Source organism: Rothia nasimurium (assembly GCF_928382285.1).
Lineage (GTDB): Bacteria > Actinomycetota > Actinomycetes > Actinomycetales > Micrococcaceae > Rothia > Rothia nasimurium_E.
In genome coordinates, this window is the sequence record NZ_CAKMSS010000006.1 from 95,474 (window position 1) to 119,858 (window position 24,385).

The 24,385-nt window shown below is 59.7% G+C and carries 20 protein-coding genes; 10 read left to right on the forward strand and 10 right to left on the reverse strand.

The window, feature by feature from the left end:
• The first annotated feature begins 1 nt into the window (after position 1).
• Positions 2 to 751 carry a sulfite exporter TauE/SafE family protein gene (locus L6758_RS07970; RefSeq protein WP_237205399.1) on the forward strand — a complete coding sequence of 250 codons (750 nt, stop codon included), beginning with the start codon at positions 2 to 4 and terminating at the stop codon, positions 749 to 751.
• Positions 752 to 801: 50 nt separating this feature from the next.
• Here L6758_RS07970 and L6758_RS07975 read toward each other — a convergent pair whose 3' ends face one another.
• Together L6758_RS07975 and L6758_RS07980 are read right to left on the reverse strand one after the other, a co-directional pair.
• Complete coding sequence (locus tag L6758_RS07975; RefSeq protein ID WP_237186345.1) at positions 802 to 2,253, reverse strand: sugar porter family MFS transporter; 1,452 nt, start codon at positions 2,251 to 2,253, stop codon at positions 802 to 804.
• A gap of 43 nt (positions 2,254 to 2,296) precedes the next feature.
• Positions 2,297 to 3,175, reverse strand: a complete 879-nt coding sequence (locus L6758_RS07980) for a sugar phosphate isomerase/epimerase family protein (RefSeq protein ID WP_237205398.1) — start codon at positions 3,173 to 3,175, stop codon at positions 2,297 to 2,299.
• Positions 3,176 to 3,418: 243 nt separating this feature from the next.
• Between L6758_RS07980 and L6758_RS07985 the strand changes: the two genes are divergently transcribed.
• Together L6758_RS07985 and L6758_RS07990 are read left to right on the forward strand one after the other, a co-directional pair.
• The gene (locus L6758_RS07985; RefSeq protein ID WP_237186349.1) at positions 3,419 to 4,399 is read left to right on the forward strand and encodes a Gfo/Idh/MocA family protein; all 981 of its coding nucleotides are present in this window, start codon (positions 3,419 to 3,421) and stop codon (positions 4,397 to 4,399) included.
• Between the two features lie 73 nt (positions 4,400 to 4,472).
• Complete coding sequence (locus L6758_RS07990) at positions 4,473 to 5,249, forward strand: TIM barrel protein (protein WP_336603551.1); 777 nt, start codon at positions 4,473 to 4,475, stop codon at positions 5,247 to 5,249.
• 102 nt (positions 5,250 to 5,351) lie between these two features.
• On the opposite strand, the gene L6758_RS07995 is transcribed toward L6758_RS07990, so the two are convergent.
• Positions 5,352 to 6,227 (reverse strand): TIM barrel protein, encoded by an 876-nt coding sequence (locus L6758_RS07995; protein ID WP_237205397.1) that lies wholly within the window; start codon positions 6,225 to 6,227, stop codon positions 5,352 to 5,354.
• 363 nt (positions 6,228 to 6,590) lie between these two features.
• Here L6758_RS07995 and L6758_RS08000 point away from each other — a divergent pair, with 363 nt between their 5' ends.
• Genes L6758_RS08000 through L6758_RS08010 form a run of 3 tightly spaced genes read left to right on the forward strand, consistent with a single transcriptional unit; the run spans position 6,591 to position 9,570 of the window.
• Positions 6,591 to 7,610: a substrate-binding domain-containing protein gene (locus tag L6758_RS08000; RefSeq protein WP_237205396.1), complete on the forward strand. Its 1,020-nt coding sequence runs from the start codon at positions 6,591 to 6,593 to the stop codon at positions 7,608 to 7,610.
• Positions 7,611 to 7,621: 11 nt separating this feature from the next.
• Entirely contained in the window at positions 7,622 to 8,653 is a 1,032-nt protein-coding gene (locus L6758_RS08005) for an ABC transporter permease (protein ID WP_237205395.1), read from the forward strand.
• A complete protein-coding gene (locus L6758_RS08010; protein WP_237205394.1) occupies positions 8,650 to 9,570 on the forward strand; it encodes an ATP-binding cassette domain-containing protein in 921 nt (306 codons plus the stop codon). The genes L6758_RS08005 and L6758_RS08010 overlap by 4 nt, the downstream gene beginning before the upstream one ends.
• A 134-nt stretch (positions 9,571 to 9,704) precedes the next feature.
• Here the strand turns inward: L6758_RS08010 and L6758_RS08015 are convergent, their stop codons facing one another.
• The 5 genes from L6758_RS08015 to iolC form a co-directional block, all read right to left on the reverse strand.
• Positions 9,705 to 10,619 carry a sugar phosphate isomerase/epimerase family protein gene (locus tag L6758_RS08015; protein ID WP_237205393.1) on the reverse strand — a complete coding sequence of 305 codons (915 nt, stop codon included), beginning with the start codon at positions 10,617 to 10,619 and terminating at the stop codon, positions 9,705 to 9,707.
• A gap of 214 nt (positions 10,620 to 10,833) precedes the next feature.
• Positions 10,834 to 12,339 (reverse strand): CoA-acylating methylmalonate-semialdehyde dehydrogenase, encoded by a 1,506-nt coding sequence (locus L6758_RS08020; protein WP_237205392.1) that lies wholly within the window; start codon positions 12,337 to 12,339, stop codon positions 10,834 to 10,836.
• A 142-nt stretch (positions 12,340 to 12,481) separates the two neighbouring features.
• Complete coding sequence (gene iolD / locus L6758_RS08025) at positions 12,482 to 14,398, reverse strand: 3D-(3,5/4)-trihydroxycyclohexane-1,2-dione acylhydrolase (decyclizing) (protein ID WP_237205472.1); 1,917 nt, start codon at positions 14,396 to 14,398, stop codon at positions 12,482 to 12,484.
• Positions 14,399 to 14,446: 48 nt separating this feature from the next.
• Positions 14,447 to 15,355, reverse strand: a complete 909-nt coding sequence (locus L6758_RS08030) for a Cgl0159 family (beta/alpha)8-fold protein (protein WP_237205391.1) — start codon at positions 15,353 to 15,355, stop codon at positions 14,447 to 14,449.
• A gap of 17 nt (positions 15,356 to 15,372) precedes the next feature.
• Entirely contained in the window at positions 15,373 to 16,344 is a 972-nt protein-coding gene (gene iolC, locus L6758_RS08035; protein ID WP_237205390.1) for a 5-dehydro-2-deoxygluconokinase, read from the reverse strand.
• A gap of 202 nt (positions 16,345 to 16,546) precedes the next feature.
• On the opposite strand from iolC, the gene L6758_RS08040 reads away from it, so the two are divergent.
• Positions 16,547 to 17,725 carry a Gfo/Idh/MocA family protein gene (locus tag L6758_RS08040; protein WP_237205389.1) on the forward strand — a complete coding sequence of 393 codons (1,179 nt, stop codon included), beginning with the start codon at positions 16,547 to 16,549 and terminating at the stop codon, positions 17,723 to 17,725.
• Positions 17,726 to 17,808: 83 nt separating this feature from the next.
• On the opposite strand, the gene L6758_RS08045 is transcribed toward L6758_RS08040, so the two are convergent.
• Positions 17,809 to 18,297, reverse strand: a complete 489-nt coding sequence (locus L6758_RS08045; RefSeq protein ID WP_237205388.1) for a hypothetical protein — start codon at positions 18,295 to 18,297, stop codon at positions 17,809 to 17,811.
• A gap of 40 nt (positions 18,298 to 18,337) precedes the next feature.
• Positions 18,338 to 19,576, reverse strand: coding sequence for an MFS transporter (locus L6758_RS08050; protein WP_237205387.1), 1,239 nt, complete (start codon positions 19,574 to 19,576; stop codon positions 18,338 to 18,340).
• A gap of 144 nt (positions 19,577 to 19,720) precedes the next feature.
• Between L6758_RS08050 and L6758_RS08055 the strand changes: the two genes are divergently transcribed.
• The 3 genes from L6758_RS08055 (at position 19,721) to L6758_RS08065 (ending at position 24,218) form a co-directional block, all read left to right on the forward strand.
• Complete coding sequence (locus L6758_RS08055; RefSeq protein WP_237205386.1) at positions 19,721 to 20,482, forward strand: LamB/YcsF family protein; 762 nt, start codon at positions 19,721 to 19,723, stop codon at positions 20,480 to 20,482.
• Positions 20,483 to 20,634: 152 nt separating this feature from the next.
• Positions 20,635 to 22,401: an urea amidolyase family protein gene (locus tag L6758_RS08060; RefSeq protein ID WP_237205385.1), complete on the forward strand. Its 1,767-nt coding sequence runs from the start codon at positions 20,635 to 20,637 to the stop codon at positions 22,399 to 22,401.
• 8 nt (positions 22,402 to 22,409) lie between these two features.
• The gene (locus tag L6758_RS08065; RefSeq protein ID WP_237205384.1) at positions 22,410 to 24,218 is read left to right on the forward strand and encodes an acetyl/propionyl/methylcrotonyl-CoA carboxylase subunit alpha; all 1,809 of its coding nucleotides are present in this window, start codon (positions 22,410 to 22,412) and stop codon (positions 24,216 to 24,218) included.
• Positions 24,219 to 24,385 lie beyond the last annotated feature (167 nt).

Sequence of the window (24,385 nt, forward strand, 5' to 3'; positions counted from 1 at the left end):
CATGGATTTCCCAGCTCTTACCTGGACTTTTCTCGCGCTAGCAGCCTTTCTTACCGGTCTGTCAAAGACGGCTATCCCGGGAATTAATACTGTTTCTGTGGCCCTTGTGGCAGCTTTGCTCCCGGCTAAGGCGTCAACCGGAATCGTCCTTCTCTTGTTTATGGTGGGTGACGTTTTCGCTCTAGCTATGTACCGCAAGCACGCCCATTGGCCCACCCTACTCGGTATGATTCCTGCCGTTTTGGTAGGTCTTCTGGCTGGGGTTCTCTTCCTGGCTCAGGCAACAGATAGCGGGGTTAAACAGCTGATTGGGGGGATTCTCCTTGCGGCTCTCGGTGTGACTTTCTGGCAGCGGCATACCCAACAGAGGGCTGGAGTCGTCAGCTCTCAGAGAGGGTCACGGGCCCGTCGTCTAGGGTACGGGGCTCTTGCTGGCTTCACGACGACGGTCGCTAACGCTGGTGGCCCCATGATGAGTATGTATTTTCTCGCTGCACAGTTTGATGTGAAGGCTTTTTTGGGAACGGCTGCCTGGTTTTTTGCCGTGGTTAACCTCTGTAAGCTCCCTTTTTCCCTGGGGCTGGGGATCATTACTCCTGATTCCTTAGCTGTGGCTTCTTTTCTTGCTCCTGCTGTGGTAATTGGTGCCTTTTTGGGTAGGTTTCTGGCAGGAATAATTAGTCAGACCGTATTTGATCGTCTTGTCGGTGTGACGACCTTGTTTGGAGCTCTCTATCTTCTTCTCGGTTAAAGAAAGGCCGCCCGCCAGATTTCTGGTGGGCGGCCTGCGCTTCGGGGGTTTTAGCGCTTGATGTCCTTGGGCTGGACGATGTAGATAGCGCCGGTTGTTACTCCGACTTCTACTTCTTCCAGGGACTTTCCGCGGGTTTCAGGCAGGAACTTGACCATCACGAGGACGGCTGCGGCGTTGATGGCGGCGAAGCCGAAGAAGGTGGTGTTCAAGCCAACAGCCTCAAGAACAATGGGGAAGGTGAAGGAGATAGCTGCATTGGCGATCCACATGCAGAATACTGCGGTACCCATACCGAAGGCGCGAATCTGCTGGGGGAAGATTTCAGAGAGTAGCACCCAGGTGGAGACGTTGAGGAAGGTCTGCATGGAGCCGACAAAGCCAACGATAAGAACAAGCAGAATCCAGGGGCGGGCGGCGGAATCTGCGGGAATGGCGAGGGAAGCCAGGCCAATGAGGAGGTGGAGGAGGGTGACCAGGGAGTAGCCGGTGATGACGGTGGTGCGGCGGTTAATTTTTTCCATCATCCAGAGGGCTACGAAGGCACCGAGGACGGCGATCACGCCGGGAGCTACGTTAGCGATGAGGGCTGCTTGATGGGAGAAACCGGCGTCCTGCAGGACGATGGTTCCGTAATACATGATGGAGTTAATACCGGTGAATTGCTGGAATACAGCCAGGGCGATACCGACGAGCAGAATACGGAAGATCCACTTGTCTTTGATCATGGAGCCCAAGGAGGGGGTGACCATGCTGGAGTCTCGTTCGAGGGACTTCTCTACTTCGCGGGCTTCGGCAAGAGCACGGTCCTCGGAGCGGATTGTTTTGAGGACGGCGATAGCTTCTTCCTTGCGTCCCTTGGAGAGTAGCCAGCGGGGAGATTCGGGCATGCGGAGCATGCCGATAAAGAGGAAGACTGCAGGTAGGGCACATATGGCTAGCATGATTCGCCAGACGTGATCGAGGTGGCCCATGGTGGTGCCCAGGATTGCATTGACGACGAAGGCAGCTAGCTGGCCGACAACAATCATCATTTCGTTTCGGCCTGAGAGGGATCCGCGGATTTCGTAGGGGGCGAGTTCGGCGAGGAAAACGGGGACGACGGTGGATGCGCCGCCGACGCCGAGGCCCAGGAGAACACGACCAACCAGGAGGATGCCTAAGTTAGGTGCAACTGCACATAAAACTGCGCCGAGGAAGAAGATGGTAGCTAGCAGGAGGATGGTCTTGCGACGGCCAATTGCGTCTGACAGGTAGCCAATGGAGATTGCGCCCAGGGCAGCGCCGACCAGCAGGGTTGCGGTGACGAGGCCGATGCCTGATGCTTCTAGCCCGAGCTCTGCGGTCATGGGGTCGATTGCACCGTTGATCACGCCGGTGTCGTACCCGAAGAGGAGGCCGCCGAGGGTGGCGACGGTGGCTACTTGACCCAGTCGGCGGGTGTGGGGTCCTTTGGTGAGCGGGGGCAGATTGCTCTCGCTGGCAGAAACTGCATGACTCATGTTTTTATGATCTTTCTATTCAAAAGTTATCTTCGTTGAATAACTATGCCTTACGAGCCTCTTGGACCATGTTTTTCATGGTGGTTAGTTGGTATGTGGATACTTCGTGGGCGTTTTCGTTTTCTGCGAAGACTGATGAGGCCATCACTGTATCGGGGTTATCGAGGAATCCGATTTCTTGTAGGCCGGAGAAGAACTCTTGCCAGTTGACGTCTCCATCGCCGATTTTGAGGTGCTGGTGGACGCGGACGGGGTTGCCCGGGGGATTGGTGATGTAGCGGAGACCGTGGGAGCGGTGGTGATCCATGGTATCTGCAACGTGAACGATTCGGATTCGGTCTCCTGCTGCACGCATGATGTCGAGGGGGGCGTCCTTCATGTGGAAGGTGTGGGGGGCTACGTAGACCATGCCCAGGTTTTTGGAGTTGACCCCTCGGATGACCCGCCAGGCGGCGAGGCCTTTTTCGACAAAGTCGTCGGGGTGGGGGTCGATAGCGACGTGTAGGCCCTCTCGTTCGATGATGGGGAGGAGTTCTTCCATGGAGCGGTAGAAGGCTCGTTCTGATTCTTCGGCGAGCTCTGGGCGGCCGGAGAATTCGGTTCCTATTTGCTGGACGCCGAGGTCAACGGCGATGCGGAGAACACGCTTCCAGTAGCGTACGGCGGCTTCTCGGGCGTCGGGGTCTGGGGAGGACCAGCGGAGGACGGGCAGGAGGGAGGCAATTTCTACTTCGGCGTCTTTACAGGCTTGAGCCAGTTGGCGAACAAGCTCGTCGTCGGCTTTGGGGTGGTTGAAGAAGGGAATGAAGTCGGCGTGGGGTGTCATCTGCAGGTAGTCGTATCCCAGGTCTTTGGCGAGACGAGGAAACTCCAGCAGGCTGTGGGAGTGGTGGAAGGGGGTGGGATCCAACGCAATTTTCACCGTGTTCTCCGTAAATATCTATGGAAGGGTTTGTGCAACTCTGCAGGTCACCCCTGGGATTGTTCTGTGCTACACACCACTATAGCTTTGTTAGGTCATATATACAATATGGGTAGACCAGGTCAATTATTGATTTTGTTCTTACAAACAATTGACAGGACTAAGTATCGTAGGACACTCTTTAAGAGCAACAACAGTTATGCTCATCACAGGTAATGTGGTGGCTACCAACAAAGGACACTCATGAGCGCAGAACTCCGTATCGCCGTCGTCGGCGCTGGTCGCATGGGATCAGATCATATCTCCCGCATTCGCGACCGCATGAAGAAGGCCCGCCTCACCGCCGTCATCGACATCAATGAAGAAGCAGCAACCCAGGCTATCGAAGGTATCGAAGGCGCCAAGGTCTACACTAATTTCCTTGAGGCTCTGGACTCCGATACCGTTGACGCCGTCCTAATTGCAACACCCGGTTTCCTCCACGAAGCTGTCCTGATTCCCGCTATCGAACGTGGGCTTCCCATCCTCTGTGAAAAGCCCCTCACTACCGATTCGGGGTCTGCCTGGCGAGTTGTTGAAGCCGAAGTCAAGGCCGGCAAGAAGCTGGTCCAGGTAGGCTTCAACCGCCGTTTCGATGCAGGGTACCAGGACATCAAGACTAAGCTGGACACCGGTGAATACGGTGAACTTCTCCAGCTCAACCTGGAACACGTCAACCCCGATGTCCCCGACTGGTACACCGGTCGCAACCTCATCGACGACACTGTAGTCCATGAGTTTGATGCCGTCCGCTACTTCACCAACGAAGAGGTCTCCACCGTCCAGGTTCGCGCAGGTAAGAAGTCAGCAGACGTCCTCAACCCTGAACTCAAGGACCCCGCCCTGGTTCTTATGGAAACCACTTCAGGAGTTCTCGTAACCGTCAATACCCACGTTGTCTCAAACTACGGCTACCAGGTCACCACCCGGGCGATCACCGAGAAAGACCACCTCACCGCCGGAATCGACCAGATCACCGAAGGCTTCGTTGAGCGCTTCCAGGACTCATACGACCGTGAGGTCCAGGCCTGGATCGACGCCACCCTAGCCGGTGAGCAGGTTGGCCCTTCCGCCTGGGACGGCTATGCCGCCACCGCCTGCTGTGAAGCCGGCATTGAGGCCGTAGAAAATATCGGCTCCACCGTGACCGTCAAGCTCAACGAAAAGCCTGACCTCTACAAGTAACAACGCCCCTTAGAGAGCCCCGTCCCTACGGGGCTCTTCTTGTACCTCCCCCCCCTAAGCGCAAAGGAACATCATGCCCTATCAATTGGCCGTCTGTGCTGAAATGCACTATCTGGATTTACCCTTGCTTGACCGCATCTCCGCCATCCACAACCAGGGGTTCCAGGTTGAAATCTGGGATTTCACCTCTAAAAACCTGCCGGAGCTCGCTGCTACAGGCGCGACCTTTTCCTCCATGACGGGGTACATCAGAGGAAACTTTACAACGGAAGCCGGTAGGCAGGAGCTCATCGAAACATCCCGGCTGGCCTTAGAAGCCTCTCTGGTCTTAGATCTTCCCCGGCTCAACCTTCACGGGACAGGATTGGGAGAAGGGGGGCTTCCCGTCCTGGCCCAGGAAGAGGTCACAGGGTACGACTGGATCAAGGCTGCAGACACCCTCCGCCGGCTGGGAGATGAGGCAGCTAAATTCAATAAAACCTTCATCCTCGAAAATCTCAATACCGCGGTAGACCACCCCGGAACCCCGTGGGCTAAGGCTGAGGATACTTTGGCCCTCGTCCAGGCAGTAGACCACCCGAATATCCGACTCAACCTCGATCTCTACCATGCCCAGATTGGGGAGGGTAACTTGATTCAGCTCCTTGAACGTTGCATGCCCTGGATAGGAGAGATACAAATTGCGGATGTACCCGGGCGATGCGAACCAGGTACAGGAGAGATCCGCTACGAGGCTATTGCCTCTTACCTCCAGTCCGTTGACTACCAGGGGGTCATAGCCCTGGAGTCCTACGCGAAGACTTCTTCAGACCTGGCCCTCCAGATCTTCCGGGACATCTTTACTCCCTAGCTTAAACAAGACTGGCTGGCCTACTCGGGCAATGCGAGTAGGCCAGCCAGCCTCATTTTTATGAGGGGTGACTACCAAAGGAGGCGGCCCTACCCCACCAACCTAGGCTTGGAGGCACTGACGCAGGAATTCCAGGGATGCTTTAGCGTCCAAGAGGGGTCCTTGACCAGCTTGCGGTTCCTCAGTGATGACGTTGTCCTGTTCTAGGACGAACCACCCCTGGTAGCCACTGGCAACCAGGCTAGAGACGATTCGGGCAATATCAACGTCCCCGGCTCCCAAAGGGGTGTACATGCCCTGCACAACGCCGTCGTAGTAGGTGATAGAGCCGTCCTGCACCTTCCGGGCCAGGTCTAGGCGGACGTCCTTGAGATGGACGTGGGACACCCGGCTTGCGTAGTCAACGGCGAACTCTACGGGGTCGATTCCGCCGATAAACATGTGGCCGGTATCGAAGCAGATATTGACGGTGGTATTCTGCAAAATCTTATCAAGGTCTTCAGCTTGCTCCACCATGGTTCCAGCATGAGGGTGAAGGGAAACTGCAATACCTACAGCAGAGGCCGCTTCAGCAATTCGTTCAAGGTTGCTGTACACAGTCTGCCACTGCTCCGAGGTGAGAACCGGGCGGGGGGCATCATATCCATTGATACCGGTTGCCGCAGCCAAAACCAGGGTCTCCGCACCAGCTGCAACAAAGCTCTCCAGTTCGCGCTTGATAGCAGGGAGGGGGTCATTGTCTACATCGTGCAGTACGACGGGCACGAACCCAGCAATTGCTTTCATCCCATATTCTTCAAGAACCTCAACCTTACCTGCCGGCTCGGCGGGCAGGAAGCCTTCCGGACCAAATTCGGTTGCGGCGAATCCCAGCTCCTTCATCTCGGCTAGAACCCGCTGGGGATTCATCTGGTGACCCCAGCCTTCAACCTCACAAACTCCCCAAGAGATGGGAGCAGCAGAAATTTTGTATGCCATTTTCATTCCTCTCATTGTGGTGGAACCACAGGATTTTCATATTTTCCTTGTTTCAGCATGCCGGTGGTAAGGCCGGTTTACCCCGGAGGGCAAAAGTCCAAACTTCAGTGTTTCAACCAGCCAAACCCCACTTATTTCACACTGGAAGCGGAACAACCAATTAATTTTTTCTTCATACGCGGCCAGCTTGCGACCCATCATGTCCCACCACACCATTGCCGTGACAATCGATATTGCGTGCGACACTCTCAAATGATCTCAAAAAAATAGTGTTGCCCATCTCACTAATGTGATGTAGCTTTATCTGAAACAAACCTTTGTACGGTCATACTAACCTACCCACTATCCCTTTGGGAGGAAATCATGAAACTTTTCTCAAGCACTCTTGCTCGCAAGTCAGCAATTGCAACCGCAGCAACAACTGTTCTCCTCCTCAGCGCCTGCGGCGGCCCCGCCGGCGTCAACGGTGAACTCAAGAATTCAAGCTCAACCGGCACCTCCGTGACCAACACCGTCAGCACCCCCTCCATGAAGGTTGCTTTCATTACCCACGCCTCCCCCGGTGATACCTTCTGGGACATCGCCCGCAAGGGTGCTGAAACCGCAGCAGCCAAGGACAACATCGAACTGCTCTACAACTCCGACCCCGATGGCTCCCGCCAGGCCCAGCTCGTCGAACAGGCTGTAGACCAGGGTGTTGACGGCATCGTCGTCACCCTCTCCAAGCCCGACGCCCTCGCAGGCGCCCTGGCCAAGGCCAAGGAAGCCGGAATCCCCGTCTTCACCATCAACTCCGGCGAAGCAGAATCAGCCACCGTTGGCGCCCTGGCCCATTTTGGCCAGAACGAATCCGTCGCCGGTGAAGCCGCCGGTGAAGCCCTCAATGAGAGCGGTGCCAAGCGCGTTATCTGCGTCATCCAAGAACAGGGCAATATTGGTCTTGAAAGCCGCTGTGAAGGCGTCAGCAAGACCTTCTCTGGCCAGTACGAAGTCCTTTACGTCCAGGGCACCGACATGACCAACGTCGCCTCCACCATCACCTCTAAACTCCAGACCAACTCAGATATCGATGCGGTTCTGACCCTGGGTGCCCCCATCGCCATGACCGCTATCGACTCCGTGGCAGACGCTGGTTCCGAGGCCTCCGTTGCCACCTTTGACATGAACGCAGATGCCATCGGAGCCCTCCAGAACGGCGATTTGGACTTCATTATTGACCAGCAGCCTTACCTGCAGGGCTACTCAGCCGTTGACGGAATCTGGCTCTATAAGACCAACGGTAACGTCCTCGGCGGTGGCCAGTCCGTCCTCACCGGCCCCCAGATTATCACTTCCGAAAACGCCGATGTTGTTGCTGAATACGCAGCCAACGGCACCCGCTAAGGAGCACACTCATGACCACAACTGACGAGCGCCTCGCTCGCCCCAACATCTTCGTCAGGTTCTTTAGCCAACCCATCGCAGGCGCCTCCACCGCAGCTGTTGCCCTTTTCATCATCTTCGCGATGGCCTCCAGCCAGTTCCTCCAACCGACCTCTATCGCCACCGTCCTCTACGGTGCCTCCACCGTAGGTATCATGGCAGTCGGCGTCTCCCTCCTCATGATTGGCGGTGAGGTAGACCTATCAGCAGGTGTCGCCGTCACCACCAGCGCCCTCTCAGGAGCCATCTTCGTCTACTGGTTCGGTTCAAACGTCTGGCTGGGTGTCCTCTTCTCCTTACTACTCTCCCTAGCAATTGGCGCTCTCAATGGTTACCTCCTGACCAAGTCAAAGTTAGCTAGCTTCATCGTCACCCTCGCAACCTTCTTCATGCTGACCGGTATCAACCTCGGTGTTACCCGTATGCTCACCGGCGGCGTCGCTACTCCCTCCATCGGCTCTGGCGCAGGGTTCTCTTCAGCAGAAGCAGTTTTCGCCTCAGACATCAATCTCTTTGGCGTCAACGTCAAAATCACTGTCCTCTACTGGATCGCTCTCGTCCTTGTTGCCACCTGGATTCTCCAGCGTACCCGGGCAGGTAACTGGATCTTCGCCTCCGGTGGAGCCCCCGACGCGGCCCGCGCTGTAGGCGTCCCCGTCGTCCGCACCAAAATTGCCCTCTACATGGGTGTCAGCTTCTGCGCCTGGCTCCTGGGCATGCACCAGCTCTTCGCCTTCCGCACCGTCCAATCCGGTGAAGGTATCGGCAACGAGTTCCTCTACATCATCGCAGCAGTCGTCGGTGGCTGTCTCATGACCGGTGGCTACGGCTCAGCTATCGGAGGCGCAATCGGCGCCCTCATCTACGGCATGGCCCTCAAGGGCATTGTCTACGCCGAGTGGAATCCGGACTGGCTCAAGTTCTTCCTGGGCCTCATGCTCCTGATTGCAACCGTCCTTAACTTCACCCTCCAACGTCGAGCAGCCCGAGGTGGCAAGAAATGACACAAGATACCGCAACCGCTACCGCAGCACCGCTGGTCAAACTTGACACCGTCGGCAAGGACTACGGCAACATCATCGCCCTCCGAGACATCACCCTCGAAGTAGGCGCCGGGGAAGTCACCTGCGTTCTGGGCGACAACGGTGCAGGTAAATCAACCCTGATTAAGATCATCGCTGGCCTCCACAAGCACGATCACGGCACCTACGAGGTCAGCGGTGAGGACGTCCGCTTCAACTCCCCCCGTGAAGCCCTTGACCGGGGTATCGCAACCGTCTACCAGGACCTCGCTGTAGCCCCCCTCATGCCCGTCTGGCGCAACTTCTTCCTCGGGTCTGAAGTGACTAAGGGCTGGGGCCCCTTCAAACGTCTCGACGTTGAGTACATGCGCGAGACCACTAAAAAAGAACTGCTGGACATGGGTATCGACCTGCGCGATGTCAACCAGCCCATCGGCACCCTGTCTGGTGGCGAGCGCCAGTGTGTAGCTATCGCCCGTGCCGTCCACTTCGGTGCTAAGGTGCTGATTCTGGACGAGCCCACGGCAGCTCTCGGTGTAAAGCAGTCTGGTGTGGTTCTGAAGTACATCCTGCAGGCCCGTGACCGGGGTCTGGGTGTCATCTTCATTACCCACAACCCCCACCATGCCTACCCGGTGGGTGATCGCTTCCTGCTCCTGAAGCGTGGTCGTTCTATTGGCTACCACAAGAAGAGCGATATCACTGTTGAAGAGCTGACTTCCCTGATGGCTGGTGGCGCTGAGCTAGAAGCCCTGGTGCATGAGCTCCGGGCAGCTGGCACGGATACCGGCGAGATCCGTCAGGTTCGCGACGATATCTCCAATGATAAGAGCGCTGGAGTTGGCCATATTCCGGTCACCTCTGCGATCAAGGTGATTAACGTGGATGAAGACCAGTAGTATCTGGTAGATTCAACGCCTCAGTGGCCCCACAGGAAGATCCTGTGGGGCCACTGTGTTTGTATGTCATGGCAAGAAAATACTGCCCATGGACGTCCCGGGGAGGGGCCATGGGCAGTATGTTGTTGAGGGGTTTAGCCGATGGTGGTGCGGGAGCCGCAGCCGAGCAGGTAGTTCTTGGTGCGCTTGGCAATGGGCAAGGGGGTATCGAAGGAGTCGACGGGGTACATGTCTTGTTCGACGATGCCAAAGAGGGGGCGGCCGAGGGCTTCTGCAGCTTCGATGACCTTGGAGAGATCAGGCAGGCCGTAGGGGGGTTCGCACATGGCCCCGAGGCGGACTGCCTTGGAGAAGGACATTTCTTCGGCCCTAACCTGGGCGACGATCTTGGGGTCTACCTGCTTCAGGTGCAGGTAACCAATGCGGTCAGGGTATTTTTCGATCAGTTCGACGGAGGACGCTCCACCGTATTCGGCGTGGCCGGTGTCGAGGCAGAGGGTAACCAGCTTGGGGTCGGTTACGGCTAGGAATTTTTCGATTTCTTCCATGGTTTCGACGTGAGAGTCGGCATGGGAGTGGAACTGTTGGAAAAGGCCAAATTCTTTCTGGAGGGTTTCACCAAGGCGGTTGTGGCCTGCGGCGAGGTCGTCCCACTGCTTGTCGGTGAGGCTGGAGGGTTCAAGTTCCTTGCCGGTCTTGTCGTCGCGCCAGAGGGCGGGAATGACGACGATGTGCTGGGCTCCCATAGCTGCGGTAAGTTCTGCTACCTTGCGGGCGGGTTCCCAGGCGATATCCCACTGGTCGAGGCCGCGGTGGAAGGCGGTGAAGACGGTTCCTGCAGACACCTGCAGGTCACGGTCTTTGAGTTCCTTGGCTAGGATTTCAGGGTCTGCGGGGAGGTAACCGTAGGGCCCCAGTTCAATCCACTTATAGCCTGCTTCTACGACCTCGTCGAGGAAGCGTTGCCAGGGGGTCTGGGCGTCGTCTTCGGGGAACCAGACTCCCCAGGAATCCGGGGCGGTGCCAATGATGAGCTTGTTCTCTGTCATGTGTAGTTTCTTTCTGCGGTGAAAGGGAAGGGGCGGGGCAGAAACCCCACAGATTTGTCCTTACATTCTATCAAATCTGCTACTTAGCCGTATGCCCAGTCTCACCAGAACCGCTATTCAGTCATAAAAAACTCCGGCCAGGATACCTACCCAAAGGTCAATATCCTGGCCGGAGTACTCTTTCAAGCAGAGCCCCCAGAGGGGGCACCTCACCCTAGGAGTTAGAACGGGACTCAAAATTGAAGGACGCCCCTGAAGCCTGCTTAGGCTCGGGCCAGCGCTGGGTGATGGCCTTAGCGCGGGTGTAGAAGCGGACCCCTTCTTCACCGTAGATGTGGTGCTCGCCAAAGAGGGAGTCGTTCCAGCCACCAAAGGAGTGGTTAGCCAAGGGCACCGGCAGGGGTACGTTCACGCCGACCATACCGACCTTGATGTCGCGGGTGAAGCGACGGGCAGCGGCACCGGATGAGGTGAAGATGCAGGTACCGTTACCGAAGGGGTTGGAGTTGATCAGCTGGATACCTTCTTCCAGGGATTCAACACGAACCACTACGAGTACGGGGCCAAAAATTTCTTCACCGTAGGCGGCCATTTCGGTCTTGACCTGGTCCAGGATGGTGGGGCCAACGAAGTTGCCGCCCTCGTAGCCTTCAACGACGAGGTTGCGGCCGTCAACCACAACAGCTGCACCGGCCTGCTCCGCTTCGGTAATAATACGCTGGACGCGGTCGCGGGAGGCGGGAGTAATCAGCGGGCCCATGTCGGCGTCCTGATCCATACCGTTCGAAACCTTAATCTTCTGGGCGCGTTCTGCCACCTTGGCGATGGAGATTTCTGCAGCATCCCCTACAGCAACAGCCACTGAGATTGCCATGCAGCGCTGGCCGGCAGCACCGAAGGCGGCGGCGCTGAGGTGGTCAGCGACGACGTCCATGTCAGCGTCGGGCATAATCAGGGCGTGGTTCTTGGCACCGCCCAGGGCCTGGACACGCTTGCCGTGAGCGGTTCCGGTCTCGTAGACGTACTTAGCGATGGGGGTTGAGCCAACGAAAGAGATACCGTCAACATCGGGGTGGGTGAGCAGGCCATCGACCATCTCCTTGCCACCGTGCAGGACGTTGAAGACACCGTCAGGAAGACCTGCTTCCTTCCACAGCTTGGCAATGAAGTTAGCGGCGGAGGGGTCACGCTCTGAAGGCTTGAGGATGAAAGCGTTACCTGAGGCAATAGCCAGAGGAGCCATCCAGAGCTGAATCATGACGGGGAAGTTGAAGGGGGTGATGCCTGCAACGACGCCCAGGGGCTGCCGCATGGAGTAAGCGTCAATACCGGTTGCCGCCTGGGGGGTGTAGGCACCAGAGATAATGTTGGTAATACCGCAGGCGTACTCTACGATTTCCTGGCCACGGGCAATTTCACCCTTGGCATCAGAGAAGACCTTACCGTGCTCCCTAACAACGATTTCTGACAGCTCGTCAGTCCGCTCAACAAGCAGTTCACGGAAGCGGAAAAGAATGGCAGTGCGCTTGGCCAGGGAGACCTCAGACCAGCTCTGGCCCGCAGTCTTGGCAGCTGCAACAGCAGCCTGCAGCTCGTCCTGACCACCCAAGTGCAGGGTGCCAATGGTTTCGCCGGTAGCAGGGTTGAAGATATCCTGGCGGGCGTCGCCTGCGCTGGCAACCTCGGAGCCCTGGATGAAGTGTACGACCTCGTATGACATGAACTTTTTCTTTCTCTTGATGTTGATATGTACATCGATCGGGTTCCAGCCCCGTGAGCCTGGCGCTCATGGAGACTTGCGGGGTATCTGGGGCTGGAACCCAGGCTTAGTTTTGCCCTCTGTGGGGGCAGTGGAAGGTGGCCTAGCCGAGCAGGGGACGCTGCTTGGCCTTGTTGCTGATGTAACCCTGATAGGCCTGCCGGGTTGATTCCAACTCGCTCTCGGCAGTGACCGGAACGTCCCACCAGGATTCCGAGGAGGGGGCGTCAATCATGGGATCCGATTCAACATGAATGACGATGGGCCCTGACCCTTCGGGGGCTGCCTTAGCTTCCTTGATAGCTGCCATCAGGTCTTCGCGGACGTTCTCCCCCGGCTCGACGCGGATTACACGGGCACCGAGGGACTCAGCGTTGGTTGCCAGGTCGATTGGGAGCTTGTCGCCGTGGTCGAAGGTGTGGTTTTCGGCGTCGTGCATACGGTACTTGGTGCCGAAGCGCTGGGAGCCCAGGGACTCAGACAGGGCACCAATGGAGGCGTAGCCGTGGTTCTGGATCAGGACGGTAATGAGCTTGATTCCCTCTGCAACTGCGGTCACCAGTTCGGTGTGCATCATCAGGTAGGAGCCGTCCCCCACCATGACGACGACGTCGCGTCCGTCCTGGGCATCCAGGGAGGCTCGCTTGACGCCCAGACCGCCGGGAATTTCGTAACCCATGCAGGAGTAGGCATATTCGACGTGGTAGCCGAAAGCGTCCTTAACCCGCCACATCTTGTGGAGGTCACCGGGTAGTGAACCGGCAGCGCACACAACGACGTCCCGGTCATCCATCGCTTCATTGACGGCACCGATGATTTCGTTCTGGCTCATCAGGGGGCGGAAGCGCTGGGCGAAAGCCTCGTCCACAATGCCGTCCCACCGCTGCTTCTCGTCGGCAACCTGCTGACGGACAGCGTCCGAGACGCTAAAGCCGCTCATCGCTTCATTGAGCTTCACCAGGGCCTTGCGGGCGTCAGCAACCATAGATACGGCAGCACCCTGCTTGTAGGCATCGAAGGCCGCAACGTTGATGTTGACGAACTTTACGTCGGGGTTCTGGAAGGCGGTGCGGGAGGCCGTGGTGAAGTCCTCGTAGCGGGTGCCGATACCGATAATCAGGTCTGCCTCACGGACCAGGGCGTTTGAGGCGGTAGAACCGGTGGAGCCGACAGCGCCCAGGCAGAGGGGGTGGTCCCAGTCCATGACGCCTACAGCTGCCTGAGTGTAAGCCACGGGGATACCGGTTGCCTCAACGAACTTCTTGAGCTCATCTGTTGCAAAGGCATAGTGGACACCGCCACCGGCAATAATGACCGGCTTCTGGGCGGCCCGGATAGCCTCAACAGCAGCCCGGATATCAACCTCTTCAGGTTCCGGACGGCGGATCCGCCACTCGCGGGGGGCCAAGAACTCTTCCGGCACATCCAGGACCTCAGCCTGGACGTCCTGGGGCAGGGCAATGGTGACAGCACCGGTATCGACCGGATCGGTCAGCACCCGCATACCGTTGAGGAGAGCTGAAAAGACCTGCTCGGGACGCTGGACCCGATCGAAGTAGCGGGAAACAGGGCGGAAAATATCATTGACCGTGATATCACCGGCATCAAAACGTTCCAGCTGCTGGAGCACCGGATCGGGAGTGCGGGTTGCAAACTGGTCTGAGGGGAAGAGCAAGGCGGGCAGGCGGTTAGTGGTCGCCAGGGCGGCGCCGGTAACCATATTGGAGGAGCCGGGGCCGATGGAGGTAGTCACGGCGAAGGTCTGACGACGACGGGTGTGACGGGCATAGCCAACAGCCTGGTGAACCTGGGCCTGCTCATTGCGGCCCTGGTAGTAGGGCATAAGACCCGGAGCGGTTTCCTGGTACTGGCGCAGGGCCTGTCCCATACCGGCGACGTTGCCGTGGCCAAAAATACCGAACATACCCGGAACGGTGCAGGCCCGGAAAGTTTCGTCGCCGATGGTATCGACGGTGTACTGGTTGCCAAGGAAGGTAACGACTGCCTGGGCGACAGACATTCTCTGATGTGCCATGAGGGTTTCTTTCTAACCGGAGTGATTCTTCTTTTAAGCGGTGTGGTGGAGCAGGGAAGCTGCGGTCGCAACGGCCCCGGCGACGTCGCCGTCCTCGGGGTAAAGCAGGGTCCGCCCTACGGTCAGCCCCTGCACACCGGGGAGCTTAAGGGCAGCTTCCCAGGTGGCGAAAACTTCATCGGGGGACGAAGAGGGGTCACCCCCCAGCAGGACGGTAGGCAGGGTGGTGGAGGCCATGACCCGCTCCATCTCATCAACAACCGGAAGTTTCATCCAGGTGTAGGCGCTGTTGGTGCCCAGGGCGCTGGCAATGCCCACTGACTTAATGACGGCGTCGGGAGTGAGGTCATTGCGGATTGCCCCATCAATGGTTTCAGAGATGAAGGGCTCAACCATGGCATAGAGCCCCTGGTCAGCAAGGGAGTTCACGGCCTGCGCTGTGGCTTCGAGGGTTGCAACCGTGTTGGGGTCACCGTAGTGGATTCGGGTCAGCATTTTGCCGCCGTCAGCCCCGATGGATTTGAGGTAGGCAGCGGTGTGGCCGGTAAAGCGGTCATCCATTTCATTGACAAGCCCCGAAAGACCACCCCGGTTCATAGACCCGAAGACGAGCTTTCCGTCAAGAGCACCTAGTAGGAGGAGGTCGTCCAGAATATCGGGGGAAGCCAGGACACCGTCAACAGCCGGGTTAGCCAGGGCAATCTGGAGGCGGTCAAGAAGGTCCCGACGGTCTGCCATGGCCATGGGGTTTGAACCTACGCGGTTAGCGCCCCGGGCTGGGTGGTCTGCTGCCACAATGAAGTTCTGACGCCCGTAGGTCGGCCCCTCGTGGCGGGGTCGGGCTGCAGCAGCCCTGGCTACTGCCTGAGGGTCTTCCAGGCGGATTTTAGTGAGGTGCTCGTAGCGACGGGGATCCCGATCAGCGGTGAGATCAATCGTCATGGTCGTTCCCGTCCTTTCTAGAATCCGCGATTACGGTCGTTCAGGAAGTCCATGACGTCCTGTTCCTGGGGCATTGCCTCTGAGCAGGCAATCTGGGAGGCAACGATAGCGCCAGCTGCATTCGCAAAGGTCAGAGCATTTTCCAGGGGCCAGCCTGAGAGAATTCCGTGGGTGAAGGCCCCACCGAAGGAGTCTCCTGCGCCAAGTCCGTTGGCGGTTTCGACCGGGGTGGGGGCTGAGACAACTCGTTCAGTGGCAGTCTTAGCCATCACACCCTCAGCACCCATCTTGACCACAGCAATTTTTACGCCTGCAGCCAGGAGGCGGTCAGCCTGTTCGTCCGGGGTGCCATCGCCGACGGCAACAGCGCATTCTTCCCGGTTACCAATGGCGATGGTTGCGTACTTGAGCAATTCCTGAGCTGCGGCAGTTGCCTCTTCGAGCTTCTCCCAGAACATGGGGCGATAGTCCAGATCGAGAATCGTGTGCTGGCCCTCAGCCAGGTTGTCGCGTCCACGAGCCTCATGGGCTGCTAGCTGGGCGGAGCGGGCCGGCTCCTGGCACATACCGGTCAGGGTCGTCCAGAAAATGGTGGCATTTTTGACGGCTTCCATATCGATGTCGTCGGCGGTGATCTGAAGATCCGGCGCGGTGGGGAAGCGCCCATAGAAGTAGAGGGGGAAATCTTCTGGGGGTTTAATCGCGCAGAAGGTGACGCAGGTCTGGAGGTTCGAATCGACGGTGACGTTTGCGTCATCTGCCCCGTAGCGGTTGAGTTCCCGGCGCAAGTATGTGCCGAAAGGATCATTGCCGACGCGGGTGATTACAGAGGTCTTATGTCCGTACTTAGCTGCGGCTACGGCGACATTGGCCGGCGAGCCGCCCAGGTATTTACCGAAGCTGGTGACGTCTTCAAGGCCAACGCCGATGTCATTGGGGTAAACATCAACGCTGATACGCCCCATAGTCAGTAGTTCGTAGTGTGTCATGTGCTGCCCGTCCTTGGTATGAAACGTGGGAGTTGGAGGTTCTTACCCTCTAGAGTGCTACACAGCACACCCCCATGTCAAGGTTTGTACTTACATATTGACAAAATAAGTTATTTGGGACTTAAATGAAGAATTAAGAATGACGCAGGTCTCCACCGACGGACGGCACACGCCTCCCCCACCCACCAAGAAAACACACCCCATGACTGACAAAAAAACCCTCGGCATTGGCCTCATCAGCGTCGGCTGGATGGGCAAAGTCCACACCAAGGCCTACCGCGAACTACCCAGCGTCTACCCCGAACTCGGCGTCACCCCCCGCCTAGTCCAAGCAGCAGACACCAGCGAAGAACGCGTCCAATACGCCCAGGAAGTCCTCGGTTACGAAAGCGGAACCACCGACTACCACGAGGTCCTCGCCAACCCAGACGTAGACGCCGTCTCCATCTGCGCCCCCAACTTCCTCCACCGCGAAATGGGCATAGCTGCAGCCAAAGCAGGAAAACCCTTCTGGATTGAAAAGCCCGCAGGACGATCCGGCGACGAAACCGCTGACATTGCCCAGGCCGCAGCCGAGGCAGGTGTCCTAACTTCCGTCGGCTTCAACTACCGCAACGCCCCCGCCCTAGAACACGCAAAAAAAATCATCGCCGAAGGAAAACTCGGGCGAATCACCCATGTACGCGGAATCTTCTTTGCAGACTACTCAGCCAACCCCAAGGGCGCCCTCTCCTGGCGATTTATCCGCGACAAGGCCGGTAGCGGCGTCCTCGGCGACCTCATGGGCCACCTCGTAGACCTCATGCACTACATCGTTGCCCCCATCGAAGAAGTCACCGCCCTCACCAGCACCTTCTACACCGAACGCCCCGTACTCCCCATGGGCCAAGCCACCCATTTCGCCATTATTGAAGACGGAGAAACGGGCCCCGTAGAAAATGAAGACTACGCCGCCATGCTCGTCCGCTTCACCCCCGACGAAAGCGGCCTCCCCGCCGTTGGAACCCTCGAAGCCTCCCGCGCCTCCTCCGGCCCCCGCGCCCGCTACGCCCTTGAAATCTACGGCACCGAAGGCTCCCTCATGTGGGACTTCGAACGCATGAACGAACTCGAGATCGCCCTCAACTCAGCAGAATACACCGGCTACACCCGCGTCATGGCCGACCCCACCATGGGCGACTTCTCCCACTTCCAACCGGGTGCCGGAACCTCCATGGGCTACGACGACCTCAAAATTATCGAAGCCCAAAAGTTTGTCCGCGCCCTCCTCGGCGAAGGCAGCGACCACGCCAGCATTGAGGACGCCGTAGCCTCAGCCCGCGTCCTCGACGCAGCTGAGCGCTCAGCAGCCTCCGGCCGCTGGGAAACTGTCACCCGCTAAATTCACCGAGAAAGGCGAGCCACCTCTGGATCGCCTTTTCTCAAACACACACATTTCTTGCGACCCCTGCGGGCGGGCAGCTGCTATGCGAAGAAAGATTTGCCCTTCTGCGCCTGTGAAGCCTCAAGAATGGCCGCCTGCTGCTCCGGGGTATAGGTAGCATCAACGGTACGAATGGCCTCGCCCAGGTCGTAGGCGTCCTGCTCGGCTAAGAGCTGGGCAGAATCAGCTAGCACGTCCGCCACCCGGGTCTTCAAGTCAGCCGCGCTGGCTAGGCCGTCCTCCTGTAGCACGAGCTGCTCACCAGTGTCCGCACCCGGCTCAGGGCCCGGCTCTGCGGCGTCCTCTAGCTCAAAGAGAGCGAAGCCGTAGCGGCGCTCGTCCCCGATATAAAAAATGTTCAGCAGCAGGGTAAAGACGCGGCCGGTCAGGTCGATGTAGGTCTTCTCAAGTTCGGCGGTCTCTAGCCAGAGGCCATCGACCTCAGCCGGGGCGTCGTACTCAAAATCGTAGCCAAAGTCGGTAGCCAGGGCGTGGGCCAGCGGGCCAATGCCGTAGTCGGGGCGAGCCATAGGGTTCCTTAGGGTAGTAGGGCGGACGGACGCCGGGCGGCTAGTCCATATCGCGGCCGGCGGTTTCGGGCACCGCGGCGCGCGTGAAGGCAATCAGGCCGATGCCGATGACGGCGAAGACCGCAAATGTCATGCCCAAGCCAAGGGCTGCCACCATCTGCGGGAAGAAGAGGGAGACCATAAAGTTAGCAATCCAGGAGACAAAGGTAGCCACGCCCATACCGGCGCCGCGCACGCGGGCCGGGAAGACCTCGCTCATGAGCACCCAGGTCACCGGCGATACGGCACCCTGCTGGAAGACCAAGAAAATAATAGAGATAAAGAGGGTAGCCCAAGGCCGAGCGGACGCGTCCAGCAGCTGCGAGGTGGCGGCTAGCATGACCAGGGAAAAAGTGGTGCCTGTCAGGCCAATAGTCAGCACCAGGCGGCGGGGGAAGCGTCCTACAAACCAGAGACCAACAGCGGCGCCCAGAACCGACAGCACACCGTTGGAGATGTTGGCGGTCAGAGCCGCGTCGGTGGAAAAGCCAGCCTCGCGCAGCACCTGGGTGCCGTAGTACATCAGGGCATTGACGCCGGTAGCCTGCTGCACAATACCGATAGCGGCAGCCAGCAGCAGGGTGGTGCGCAGGGCCGGGTCCCGCCAGAGCAGTTTCAGGGCACCGCGTTCGGCGGCAGCCTCCCGCTTATAACCCGGCGACTCGGGCACCAGGAACATACCCACAAACAGCACCAGGGCCGGAATGATTGAAATAGCGAACATGACCCGCCAAATCATCACCTGATGAGCAAAAACATTGCCAATCATCGCGTTGACCACGTAGGCGGTGAGCTGGCCGAAGACAATCATGAACTGGTTGCGGGTAACGATCGCGCCGCGGCGGTTGGCGGGGGAAATCTCAGCCAGGTAAATCGGCACAACCGCTGAGGCGGCACCGACCGCTAGACCCACCAGCACGCGGAAGACAATGAAGATACCTAGGCTGGGTGCAGCGGTAAGGCCCAGGGAGCTGGCGGCAAAAACTAGAGCCAGCACGAAGAGTACGCGGCGGCGTCCGAACCGGTCAATCAGCTGCCCGGCGAGGAGTGCGCCGAAAGCAGCGCCCAGGGTCAGTGCGGACGTCGCAACACCCTCTGCCGCTGGGGACAGCCTAAAGTCCTGCTGCAGGAAGGGAAGGGCGCCGTTAATAATTCCGGTGTCGTAGCCGAAGAGAAAGCCGCCCACCGAGATAATCCAGGTGTAGAGGGTGACCCGGCGGGGGTCGGTAGCGTGTGTCATGCGCACTCCTTTGTAGACCTCAGCAATTCTAGCCCTCTTGCCCCGCCCAGGGAACATGCGCAGGCTAAGCCGGGGCGGACGTCCGCGCCCCCGCAGGGCACCCCCAGGGCACCCGGCAGGCAGCTGCGGCGGTAGGCTAGTGCCATGAGCACCCTACGTATTGATGTGAATTCTGATTCTGGGGAGTCTTTTGGCTCCTGGACCATGGGAGATGACGCTGCGATGATGCAAACCGTCTCTTCAGCCAATATCGCCTGCGGTTTTCATGCCGGTGACCCGTCGGTTGCGCGTGCTACCGTGCGGGCGGCGCGGGAGAACGGCGTGACAATCGGGGCCCACGTTTCTTACCCCGACCTGGCTGGTTTTGGCCGCCGCTTTATGGATATGACCGCCACCGAACTCACCGACGCGGTGATTTACCAGGTGGGCGCGCTTGAGGCGGTAGCGCGGGTTGAGGGCACCGAAGTGCGCTACTGCAAGCCCCACGGCGGGCTCTATAACGCTATTGTTCACCACGATGTGCAGGCTGCGGCAGTGGCACAGGCCCTGCACGAACTCGGTGACCTGCCGATTCTCTGTCTGCCGAACTCAGCTGTTGCCCGCGAGGCTCAGGCGCTGGGTGTTCCGGTTTTCTATGAGGCCTTTGCCGACCGCGGTTACACCCCCGAAGGTACCCTGGTGTCTCGCCGGGAGGCCGGGGCGGTCGTCCACGACCCGCAGGCTGTGGCCGAGCGCGTGGTGCGCATGGCGGTGGAGCGCGAAGTGGTGGCTGTTGATGGGTCAGTTGTTCCTTTGCATGCCGATAGCATCTGCGTTCACGGCGATACCCCCGGTGCTGTCACCATCGCCCAGCAGGTGAGGGCGGCCCTTGAGGACGCCGGGGCGGACGTCCGCGCCTTCGCTTAGGAAGGCGGGCGGCGGCGCAGCTTGCGTGGGCGGCGCCACATCTGCCAGAATTGTTGAACAATCTTAGGAGTGGTGGCACGGCCCAGACCCAGCGCAATAACGCACAGCCTGCCACCCCTCCCCCGCCAACGAAGCTAGTAGAGAGGGGCGCCATGGCCACCGCGCAAACACCCGGCAGGATCACCACCGGCGGCCACACAGCCGATATCTACACGGTCAAGCCCTTCGGCCTGCTGGCAGTGATGGTGGACTGCCGCACCCTCGAAAACGCCCTACACCTGCACGGGCACCTGCAGCAGCACCCGGCTCAGGGTCAGGTTGAGCTGGTCCCGGCGGCTCAGACCGTGCTCGTCCGCTTTGCTACTGCCGAGCAGGCCGCTGCCTTTCTTACAGCGCCCAACCTGCCGCAGGCGTCCGGCGATGTGCGCACCCACGGGCGCGCCGTGACCATTCCAGTGGTCTACGATGGCCAGGACCTCGCGGACGTCGCAACCCACCTGGGCATCAGCGAGCAGGCGGTTATCTACGCCCACACCACCGGCCACTGGTCGGTGGCTTTCGCCGGTTTCGCCCCCGGCTTCTTCTACCTGCACCGGCACGATAATGTGCTGGATGTTCCGCGACGAGCCACCCCGCGCACCTCGGTGCCTGCCGGGGCGGTGGGTCTGGCCGGGGACTTCTCGGGCATCTACCCCCGCACCTCCCCCGGCGGCTGGCAGCTGATCGGTCACACCAATGCGCCCCTCTGGGACCTCACCCAGAACCCGCCAGCCCTGCTAGAGCCGGGCATGCAGGTGCAGTTCGAGGCGGTGCGGGAGCTTATTTCTCTTGAGCATAAGGACGCCCCCGTCCACCCCGCTGAGGCCGGGCAGGTGCCTGCCCGACCCGTACTTGAGGTGAAGACGCCGGGGCTACAGACTCTCTTCCAAGACGGGGGACGAGCCGGACTAACCCACTGGGGCGTCTCCCCCTCTGGGCCTGCTGACCGGGCTGCGGCAGCAGAAGCTAACCGTTTGGTCGGTAATTCGGCTGCTGCCACCGTGCTCGAAAACCTCGCTGGCGGGCTGAAACTGACTGCCCTGGCCGATGTGGAGCTAGCCCTGACGGGGGCAGATACCCCGGCACAGATTACCGAGGACACCCCTGAGCAGGTCACAGATCCCGCAGAAGGTTCAGTCCCGGCGGCAAAGACTCCCCTGACTGTGCCTTCCTACGCCCCCTTTGCCCTGAAACCCGGGCAGACCCTCACCCTGGGCGCACCGGCCCGAGGCTTACGCACCTATCTGGCAGTACGCGGAGGGCTTGCCGCTAGAACCGAAGCGGCAAGCGCCTCCCGCGATACTCTGGCTAGTCTAGGCCCCGAACCTCTCACCGCGGGCGAACGGCTCTCCCTCGCCAACCCGCCCGTAGCGGTGGTGGCTGATCCCGCGCCAGCTCTGCCCCTGCCGGAGCCGGGCACTGTATTGACAGTGCGAGCGCTGCCCGGGCCACGTGAGGACTGGTTTACCCCCGAATCCCTGGGTAGGTTTACCGATGTGACCTGGGAAGTCTCCCAGTCCAGTGACCGTATCGGGGTCAGGCTGATCTTGGCTGACGCTGTGCAGGGAGCCCCGCTGGGCCAGGACGTCCCGAGCACCCCCACCGACGGGGCCACAGATACCCAGCCCACCGACGTCCTCACCCGGGCTGTAACCCGGGAGCTGCCCAGCGAGGGCATGGTGGCCGGGGCGATTCAGGTGCCGCCGAGCGGTGAGCCCGTGGTCTTCTTGGCCGACCACCCGGTCACCGGCGGCTACCCCGTGATCGCCACGGTTCACCCGGCTGACCTGCGCCTACTGGCCCAGGCCCCGCCCGGCGCCCGCCTGCGCTTCACCCTGCTAACCCCACTCCAGACCGCCCCTACCCCGACCGAAAAGTGAGCCCCCGCATGCGTAAAGTTCTTGTTGCCAACCGTGGCGAAATTGCCGTCCGTATTATTGGTGCTTGCGCCGCCCAGGGTATCGCGTCGGTGGCGGTCTACGCCGATTCGGACGCCGAGGCCCTGCACACCGCCCTGGCCGATGAGGCCTACGCCCTGGAGGGCACCGGCGCAGCCGAAACCTACCTGGATATTGAGAAGGTCCTGGCGGTTGCGGTGACCTCGGGGGCTACCGACGTTCACCCCGGCTATGGTTTTTTGGCGGAGAACGCCGACTTTGCCCGCGCTGTAATCGCTGCGGGGCTGACCTGGATTGGCCCTGCCCCCGAGACTATCGAGGCCCTGGGCGATAAGGTTAAGGCCCGCGAGCTGGCCCAGGCGGTGGGAGCTCCCCTGGCACCCGGGTCGGACGGCCCCGTCGCCTCCCCCGAAGAGGCCCGTACCTTTGCCCAGGAACACGGCCTGCCCTCCATCATCAAGGCTGCCCACGGCGGCGGCGGGCGCGGTATGCGTATCGTGCGGGAACTGGGCGAGGTTGAGGACGCCTTCGTCGCAGCTTCGCGGGAGGCTGTAGCTGCCTTCGGCAACGGGGAGTGCTTCATTGAGCGTTTCCTAGAGAAACCCCGCCACGTGGAGGCCCAGGTGGCTGCTGATTCCCACGGCAATGTGGTGGTGGTGGGCACCCGCGACTGCTCTTTGCAGCGCCGTAATCAGAAGCTGATTGAGGAGGCCCCTGCCCCCTTCCTCACCGAAGAGCAGCGGGCCCAGATTGAGCGGGCGTCCGCTGAGATTTTCCGGGCTGCCGGGTATGTGGGTGTGGGTACCGCCGAGTTTATGGTGGCCCTTGATGGCACCATTTCCTTCCTGGAAGTCAACACCCGTATTCAAGTGGAGCACCCGGTCACTGAGGAGGTCACCGGCGTTGACCTGGTGGCCCTGCAGCTTGATATCGCGGCGGGTAAGCCCCTGCCCTTTACTGAGACTCCTGAGCCGGTTGGTCACGCCTTTGAGTTCCGTATCAATGCAGAGGACCCGGCCCGGGGCTTCCTGCCTGCCGCCGGCCGCATTGAGTCCATGACCGTACCCTCTGGCCCCGGGATTCGCTGGGACGCCGGGGTGCGCCCAGGTTCTGTGGTCAGCGGGGAGTTCGATTCCATGCTGGCCAAGCTGATTGTCACCGGCCCGACCCGCGAGGTGGCCCTGCGCAGGGCCCGCTTTGCCCTGGCCCAGATGGATATTGCCGGGGTGGCGACCGTGCTGCCCTTTGACCGGCAGGTGCTTGAAGCACCCGCCTTTACCTCTGAGGGCGGAGATTTCGGGGTCTACACCACCTGGATTGAGGACGTCTTCCTCACCTCCCTTGCCCAGGGCGAGGACGCCGCCACCACCTCTACAAGCACCGAGGCTGGGGGCGGGGCGCAGGCGTCCTACCGTCAGCCCCTGCTGCCGGTGGGGGCCAGCGTTTTCCCGGGCACCGGTATCACCCGCTTTACCCTGGAAATTGACGGCACCCCGCACCGGGTGGGCCTGCCCGATTCGGTGTTTGCTTCACTGGGTTCAGGTGCGGACGCCGCCACCCCCGCCAGCGGGCAGGAGCAGGCGGGTGCCGGGCAGGTACTAGCCCCTATGGGTGGGGCCCTGCTCAAGTACACCGTGGCTGTGGGCGATGAGGTTGCCGCAGGGGATCAGGTAGCCCTGCTGGAGGCTATGAAGACCGAGGTGCCAGTGCTGGCTGAAGCCGCCGGGACCGTGGCTGAGCTGCCCGCCCAGGTAGGCGAGCGCCTAGCGGCAGGTGAGGTGCTGGTGGTCTTCGGATAAAAGAAGTCCCCGCGTTCATGAGCGAATGCGGGGATTTAAACTTCATTCAAAAATACCTGGGTCACTTTTATAACCAACATAGCAAGTTGGCGGCCCGGTTTCTGGTTAAAGCCTACGCGCGCACAATAGGAGAATCAATAGAACATATTTTCTAAGATGCAGGTTAC

What these genes read in the sequence shown, in the direction of transcription:
- L6758_RS07970 (WP_237205399.1), top strand. Translation starts at nt 2, where the DNA reads ATGGATTTCCCAGCTCTTACCTGGACTTTTCTCGCGCTAGCAGCCTTT.
- L6758_RS07975 (WP_237186345.1), bottom strand. Translation starts at nt 2,253, where the DNA reads ATGAGTCATGCAGTTTCTGCCAGCGAGAGCAATCTGCCCCCGCTCACC.
- L6758_RS07985 (WP_237186349.1), top strand. Translation starts at nt 3,419, where the DNA reads ATGAGCGCAGAACTCCGTATCGCCGTCGTCGGCGCTGGTCGCATGGGA.
- L6758_RS07990 (WP_336603551.1), top strand. Translation starts at nt 4,473, where the DNA reads ATGCCCTATCAATTGGCCGTCTGTGCTGAAATGCACTATCTGGATTTA.
- L6758_RS07995 (WP_237205397.1), bottom strand. Translation starts at nt 6,227, where the DNA reads ATGGCATACAAAATTTCTGCTGCTCCCATCTCTTGGGGAGTTTGTGAG.
- L6758_RS08000 (WP_237205396.1), top strand. Translation starts at nt 6,591, where the DNA reads ATGAAACTTTTCTCAAGCACTCTTGCTCGCAAGTCAGCAATTGCAACC.
- L6758_RS08005 (WP_237205395.1), top strand. Translation starts at nt 7,622, where the DNA reads ATGACCACAACTGACGAGCGCCTCGCTCGCCCCAACATCTTCGTCAGG.
- L6758_RS08010 (WP_237205394.1), top strand. Translation starts at nt 8,650, where the DNA reads ATGACACAAGATACCGCAACCGCTACCGCAGCACCGCTGGTCAAACTT.
- L6758_RS08015 (WP_237205393.1), bottom strand. Translation starts at nt 10,619, where the DNA reads ATGACAGAGAACAAGCTCATCATTGGCACCGCCCCGGATTCCTGGGGA.
- L6758_RS08020 (WP_237205392.1), bottom strand. Translation starts at nt 12,339, where the DNA reads ATGTCATACGAGGTCGTACACTTCATCCAGGGCTCCGAGGTTGCCAGC.
- iolD (WP_237205472.1), bottom strand. Translation starts at nt 14,398, where the DNA reads ATGTCTGTCGCCCAGGCAGTCGTTACCTTCCTTGGCAACCAGTACACC.
- L6758_RS08030 (WP_237205391.1), bottom strand. Translation starts at nt 15,355, where the DNA reads ATGACGATTGATCTCACCGCTGATCGGGATCCCCGTCGCTACGAGCAC.
- iolC (WP_237205390.1), bottom strand. Translation starts at nt 16,344, where the DNA reads ATGACACACTACGAACTACTGACTATGGGGCGTATCAGCGTTGATGTT.
- L6758_RS08040 (WP_237205389.1), top strand. Translation starts at nt 16,547, where the DNA reads ATGACTGACAAAAAAACCCTCGGCATTGGCCTCATCAGCGTCGGCTGG.
- L6758_RS08045 (WP_237205388.1), bottom strand. Translation starts at nt 18,297, where the DNA reads ATGGCTCGCCCCGACTACGGCATTGGCCCGCTGGCCCACGCCCTGGCT.
- L6758_RS08050 (WP_237205387.1), bottom strand. Translation starts at nt 19,576, where the DNA reads ATGACACACGCTACCGACCCCCGCCGGGTCACCCTCTACACCTGGATT.
- L6758_RS08055 (WP_237205386.1), top strand. Translation starts at nt 19,721, where the DNA reads ATGAGCACCCTACGTATTGATGTGAATTCTGATTCTGGGGAGTCTTTT.
- L6758_RS08060 (WP_237205385.1), top strand. Translation starts at nt 20,635, where the DNA reads ATGGCCACCGCGCAAACACCCGGCAGGATCACCACCGGCGGCCACACA.
- L6758_RS08065 (WP_237205384.1), top strand. Translation starts at nt 22,410, where the DNA reads ATGCGTAAAGTTCTTGTTGCCAACCGTGGCGAAATTGCCGTCCGTATT.